General features: G+C 41.2%; 7 protein-coding genes. All 7 read left to right on the forward strand.

Annotated features, from left to right (window positions below; translation table 11 throughout):
* The first annotated feature begins 397 nt into the window (after nt 1–397).
* The 7 genes from ASG81_RS28180 (at nt 398) to ASG81_RS28210 (ending at nt 5,561) form a co-directional block, all read left to right on the forward strand.
* Nucleotides 398–748, forward strand: coding sequence for a hypothetical protein (locus tag ASG81_RS28180; protein WP_056642677.1), 351 nt, complete (start codon nt 398–400; stop codon nt 746–748).
* Between the two features lie 810 nt (nt 749–1,558).
* Nucleotides 1,559–2,398, forward strand: a complete 840-nt coding sequence (locus tag ASG81_RS28185) for a VOC family protein (RefSeq protein WP_056642680.1) — start codon at nt 1,559–1,561, stop codon at nt 2,396–2,398.
* 97 nt (nt 2,399–2,495) lie between these two features.
* Nucleotides 2,496–2,948 carry a pentapeptide repeat-containing protein gene (locus tag ASG81_RS28190; protein WP_056642682.1) on the forward strand — a complete coding sequence of 151 codons (453 nt, stop codon included), beginning with the start codon at nt 2,496–2,498 and terminating at the stop codon, nt 2,946–2,948.
* A 75-nt stretch (nt 2,949–3,023) separates the two neighbouring features.
* Nucleotides 3,024–3,404: a VOC family protein gene (locus ASG81_RS28195; RefSeq protein WP_056642685.1), complete on the forward strand. Its 381-nt coding sequence runs from the start codon at nt 3,024–3,026 to the stop codon at nt 3,402–3,404.
* A gap of 190 nt (nt 3,405–3,594) precedes the next feature.
* Nucleotides 3,595–3,861, forward strand: coding sequence for a hypothetical protein (locus tag ASG81_RS28200; RefSeq protein ID WP_056642687.1), 267 nt, complete (start codon nt 3,595–3,597; stop codon nt 3,859–3,861).
* A 234-nt stretch (nt 3,862–4,095) separates the two neighbouring features.
* Complete coding sequence (locus tag ASG81_RS28205) at nt 4,096–4,956, forward strand: AraC family transcriptional regulator (RefSeq protein ID WP_200961641.1); 861 nt, start codon at nt 4,096–4,098, stop codon at nt 4,954–4,956.
* 224 nt (nt 4,957–5,180) lie between these two features.
* Nucleotides 5,181–5,561, forward strand: coding sequence for a VOC family protein (locus ASG81_RS28210; RefSeq protein ID WP_056642694.1), 381 nt, complete (start codon nt 5,181–5,183; stop codon nt 5,559–5,561).
* Nucleotides 5,562–5,701 lie beyond the last annotated feature (140 nt).

Consider the following 5,701-nt stretch of genomic DNA (forward strand, 5'->3'; position numbering starts at 1 on the left):
CGAAGCCTGATCCGGAAACCAAGGAATGCATGAAGTATATTCCTGCAGGCGGGAATTTTACAGACATTCCGTCCGAATTCCGACCGAGATCCGTTCACGATCAAATGGACTCACCAAGGACTGCTTTAATTCGGAGCAAGGGAATGAAGGGATTTTACCTTATTGGTGACCACAACAATTATGCTTTTATCAACGAGCTTGATCACTTTTTAACAAAGAGTATCACGCCAAGGATGAGGGAACTCGGCATGGACTATTTCGAAGTTTCAGGCCATCACGATAAGTGGAACTTGGAATCGTTATTTGCCTCAAGGACACTTCAGCAATGGGATCAACTCGTTTTTGGGTTATCAGGTTTCGAAGCAGAGTCTCTGGGATCAACTAGTGATAAATTAGGATGCTTAATTTACGGTCACCTTCTACCTATGAGAGGGAGGCTGGGTATAAGAAATCAGCCATAAATGAGGACTTTATCGTTCCAACAAATGCTGAGCAACAGGAAATAGACTTTGATAATCCGAATATTCTAAAGGGATCAAAGTATAAGTTAAAAGATATTGGAGGCGAGCAAGGTCTTTATCCGCCACTACGATATTTCCAAGAACTAGAGAAGTCAGGCTGGGGAGAATTGAAGGATAAACGGATGGGACACGTTCATTTCTTTAAAAAAGATAAAACAGTCATATCTGTTGTTGTCAAAGAAGATTTCATCGAAGTGTATGAAATGAAGAAAGACGCTAAGTTTTAACAGAAAAGACTGCCTTTTAGATTATGTACATACTATCTTTTCATGGTGGTTCAAAATTTGTAATACATAACATAAAACGTGTGGGGCTCCGATAGTAGAATGAACGAAGCGTAAACCAGTCCCGATAAAGGGACTGGTTTTTTCAGTTCATAAGAATATCGATTTGCTGTTTCTTAAGGGTTAGAACTTTTCACTGTCCAGTTCTGTGTAAAATGCGAGTTTTAAAGAAATCTGATAAAAATGAAAGGTCTTGCAATAGATGAAACCTGCATGGTTTGCTATTGTAAACTGTAGGACAGTAGAATCGAGAGAGAAAGAACAAGCTTATTGTATGGATTGTAAAAAAAATGTACCTATTTCAAAGGCAATTTCATTACTGAAAACGGGTTTTTATTTAAATAAATACCCAATGTCCATGAACTGTACAGAATGTAAACACGAAACTGACTATGAGGGTTAAACGTCTACGTCTTATTTCTGCCACATGACAACTAGGTTTTGAAGCAGCGGATATTCGGAAGCTACTATCCGATTTGCAGAGTAAAGGGGTGCAGATTGGCGAGATCAGAGAAAACGGAGGGGTAATCGAAGGAGAGATCCTCGGAATGGATTTTGACTTCTTTGATCCCAGCGGGAATATGTTAGTGGCACATGGTACTCCAAAATTCGTTGAGTAGAGCCAAGACCAACGACCTCAGGGTGAAGTCAGCGCGATCAACTATAGTGTCGTGAATTTTTAGATGATAGATTTTTTTCTTCTTTGGCATCTATAGTTTAAGAAACAAAAAATTCTTAAAAGGAGATTCGTAGATGACACTAATCCAAACGGAGAAAAGGAATGCAGTACCTGAATTGTTTTACGACGGCGGTGAGATTGATATCCTCTGGGATAATCATGATCAGGCTATTGCTTGGTATGAAACATTTATGGGGTGGGAAGTGAAAAGAAAGGAATCATGGTGGCCTGATGAGCGAGTACAAAGTGGAAAAATGGCTCATCTTGGATACGGCACCTGGCTTAACTCCGTTCTCACTATGCAACAACTCCCGTTTCATTATGCTCAAAGAGGCAGTATTGATCCTCACATCCGTTGGTGTTGGAGAACCGGAAATTTACAAAAATCACACGCCTTTTTTAACGAAAGCGGGGTTCGGATCACGGAGATTTACTTTGGGCCCGACGGCAGACAATACTTTGATTTTTGGGCAACAACGGAAGGCACGCGGCTCACAGCAGAAGCGGATGATACAATAAAGAGTAACGGTTTCAAACCTTCCTGTACACGAATCGGTGTTAGCGATTTACGATTAGCGAGTAAATGGTATAGTGAATTTGTTGGAATGAGGTTAGTGGAGGATCATTCTGAAGAAGGATACGTATTAATGTCCCTAAATGAAAACCATTCGAAAACAGGCCGCTCCATTTGGATATTGGAGAAGCTCCCTAGTAATTCATATAAAGGTAAGATCGACGGAGCAATTCGACCGCTGACCCTGATTAAAAAACGAGAGGATTTCTTCGCTTATCATCAGTTTTTACGAGACAACGGCGTCGAATGTGGAGATGTAGGCGGCTTCTTGCAAAAGGGAAGAGTATTATTTCATTTTTATGACGCTGATGGCAACCGCTTTAATGTTTCTCATTGTTAGTAAGTTCGAGTATAATCTCCTCTTTACAAACGAACATATGTACGTTATGGTTGACTGGATATTATAACCAAGTATTGGATAATTGGAGGGATGCAACATGTCAGAATGGACTACAGGAGCAGTGAGTTTACACAGAACTGATATATCTGAATCAAAATTTCAAGAAGTGAATGCACAGCGGCTTAACTTTGATGACGTAAGTTTAGCTGGAACAAAAATAAATTGTGCAGACTTACGAGAAATAACGTTAAACGATGTTAACATGACCGGAGCGAAGATAACAAACGGTAATCTGAGCGATATTGTCATTGAAAACGTTCAATTCACAGGTGCTCAGTTTCGTAATATTGATTGGCCAATTGAGGGCGTGGATGCAAATTATAATCCTGAGCAAAATTATAAACCAGTGCTTTTTGAAAATTGTATATTAAGGAATAGCATCATTACAAAGTGTGATTTATCTAATATTTCCATTACTGACTGCGATATAACCGGTCTAACAATTAACGGAATAGCAATTGATGAGTTACTAAAAAACCTTCTAAAGTGATAACAGGAATACACGGTTTGTCGTAGATATAAAGTCCGTTAATAATAATTTCATAATGAGAGAAGGTCCTTTTTCATGAGTGAAGCCATACTAGAAAAAGTTGATCATGTTCAACTGCCAGTAAATGACATTGATCAGGCGGTCAAGTGGTATACGAAAACCTTGGGATTTGAACCGTTAAATCAAATGCCCCATTGCGCTTGGGTCAAATTGAATGAGGGATCAGTTCTAATGTTCCATCTTGCACCTGCTTCATCCATTGTCAGATGGTTGACAAAAGACGCTTTTCCTATGCCAGCTTTTATGTTTTTAACAAAGAATATCAATCTGCTTAAAGAACGATTAGAAGCCGTTAATGCCACGATCCGATTTTTTCAAGATGAAGGTTTTGGTTGGGTGATCAAATTTACTGACCCTTTCGGTAATGAACTTGGTGCCTACCAACCCAATCACTAAGAGGATCGTTAGTTGAGTTGCGACGTGTTGTATTAGGAAAAGCTAACCTGCTAAAGGTTAGCTTTCGTTATAGACAGAGCTGAGCACTGTGCCGGTTATTCCGTTATCAGGACCAAGAGCTCCAGTCGTCATTATAGAATCTGTGGATATAGAGGATGCACTTAATTATGTCCGTTTAAGGAGTAGAACTATGGACTATTACACCATTACCTCACAGAGAAGCTATGACTTGGGTCTTGCAAAAATTAAAAAAATTACTCATGATAACCGTAAGGTGTTTTCTCAAGTTTACACAGTAAAACCTGGACCCGTAAATATTGAACAAAGTTACGTTGTAGAGCAAGGGTACCGAATCAAGTCAAACCGAAGAGAAATATATCTCACACCTCCAATGGGGTGCCATCCTCCTGAATCATGGGAAACGATTGTAAGAGTTGAAATTGAAAAGTTCAGCTAATGGGACACTATAGGAGGAGCTTACTTGACGGTAGCTCCTCTTTTGTTTACTGAAGTAAAGGTCAGAATTGTTCGTCATAGAATTAATAAGGAGAGAACATGAATCGATATCCGCAATCGGCCATCAGGTTACTTGGAGCAGTTTTCATGTCAGCGTCTGTCATACGATCGCACACAATGACAGGTTGGTATTACCTAGCCGTGATACTATGTTCTTAGAGAGGAGGTTTTGCGAATGGAATGGCTGAATCGAATGATGTCGGCGCTCGACTTGATGGAAGCGAAGATGGAGAGGCCGTTGGATATCGCGGAACTTGCGAAGGCAGCGTACTCCTCCCCCTATCACTTCCAGCGAATGTTTTTTATGCTGACGGGCATGACAGTGGCCGAGTACGTACGGAAACGACGTTTGACCTTGGCGGCGCAAGAGCTCGCGCTGTCCGGTCCGAAGGTGATCGATGTCGCCATGAAGTACTGTTACGATTCGCCCGAGTCGTTCTCCAAGGCGTTCCGCAAGCTACACGGCATTTCGCCCTCCGACGCCCGGAATCCCGGTGTTCAACTGAAGGCCTTCCCTCGCATCTCCTTCCACCTATCGCTTAAGGGAGATAAAGAAATGGACTACAGAATTGTGCAAAAAGAGGCGTTCACCGTCATAGGAAAATCGATCCGAGCATCCACTATAGAGGGAGAGAATTCAACGGAGATTCCGAAGTTTTGGCAAGATAGTCACGCGGACGGAACTGTCGGAAGAATTGCTGCCTTAGGAAAAACCCAAGAAATGCTGGGGCTCTGCTATGATACGCAGCAGAATGGTGAGGTCTTTAAATACGCGATTGCGGTAGAGACTGATACGGCAGCATCCGATAGCGGGTTTGACTTAATACAGATTCCGGCAGCCACGTGGGCTGTATTTACCTCCACTGGTCCGATGCCCAGAGCCATCCAAGAGGTTTGGGGCCGCATCTACCAAGAATGGTTCCCGACTACGGGATATGAGCAAGCCGAGGGGCCCGATTTCGAACTTTATCCGCCGGGAGATTCGATGTCCGAGTATTATCGCTGCGAGGTATGGATTCCGATTGTAAAGAAATAAAAATCGAAGCCCGGTGTCTTGAACTTTAGGCAACTACCGGTGCTTCAAGTGTCTGAATAGGAATGCTAACGGATAAATGTAGTGAAATGACAACAGGGTGCAGTTCATATCGGCAGCCTGTTAAGTTAAGTGAATTTAGATTTTTTTGGAAATAAAAATGAAGGGAATATTTGCTAATATAGAACTGATAATTGATTACTTATTAATTTTGAAGGAGAGATTCCATGTCAGAAGTTGTTGAAAGCAAAATTAAACATTTCTCTGCAATCTTTTTTGTTTCAAGGAGAGAACAGGTACTGGACTATTACAGCAAATTAGGATTTTGGTGTGATTACGAAATGGGGTTTGTCGAACGTGAAGGGTTAATGATGATTTTTCATGAAAGTGAAAAAACAGATGCCATTGTCCCGAACTATCCTGTTCATGGAGAAAATGCCTTAAACGTATATGCAATGGTAGAAGGCATTGATAATTTATATGATGAATTCAAAGCTAAAGGGGCGCTTTTTCAATACGAACTCAGGAGCAATAATTATCAGATGAAAGAGTTCGCAATTAAAGATCCACAAGGGTATACGATTGGCTTTGGAGAATCATTAATATAATCCGACCCGTACTTGGTGGAATAGCTAAAAGTATTACGGAAAACGATAGCATTCCTGTAGAGCGTTAAATTTCCGCTTTGCAAAAAAACGAGCGCCTCGGTACGATGGAAGTACGAAACGGGTCATAGCCCTTTAAATCC

This window comes from Paenibacillus sp. Soil522 (assembly GCF_001428245.1).
In the GTDB taxonomy this organism is placed as follows: Bacteria; Bacillota; Bacilli; order Paenibacillales; family Paenibacillaceae; genus Pristimantibacillus.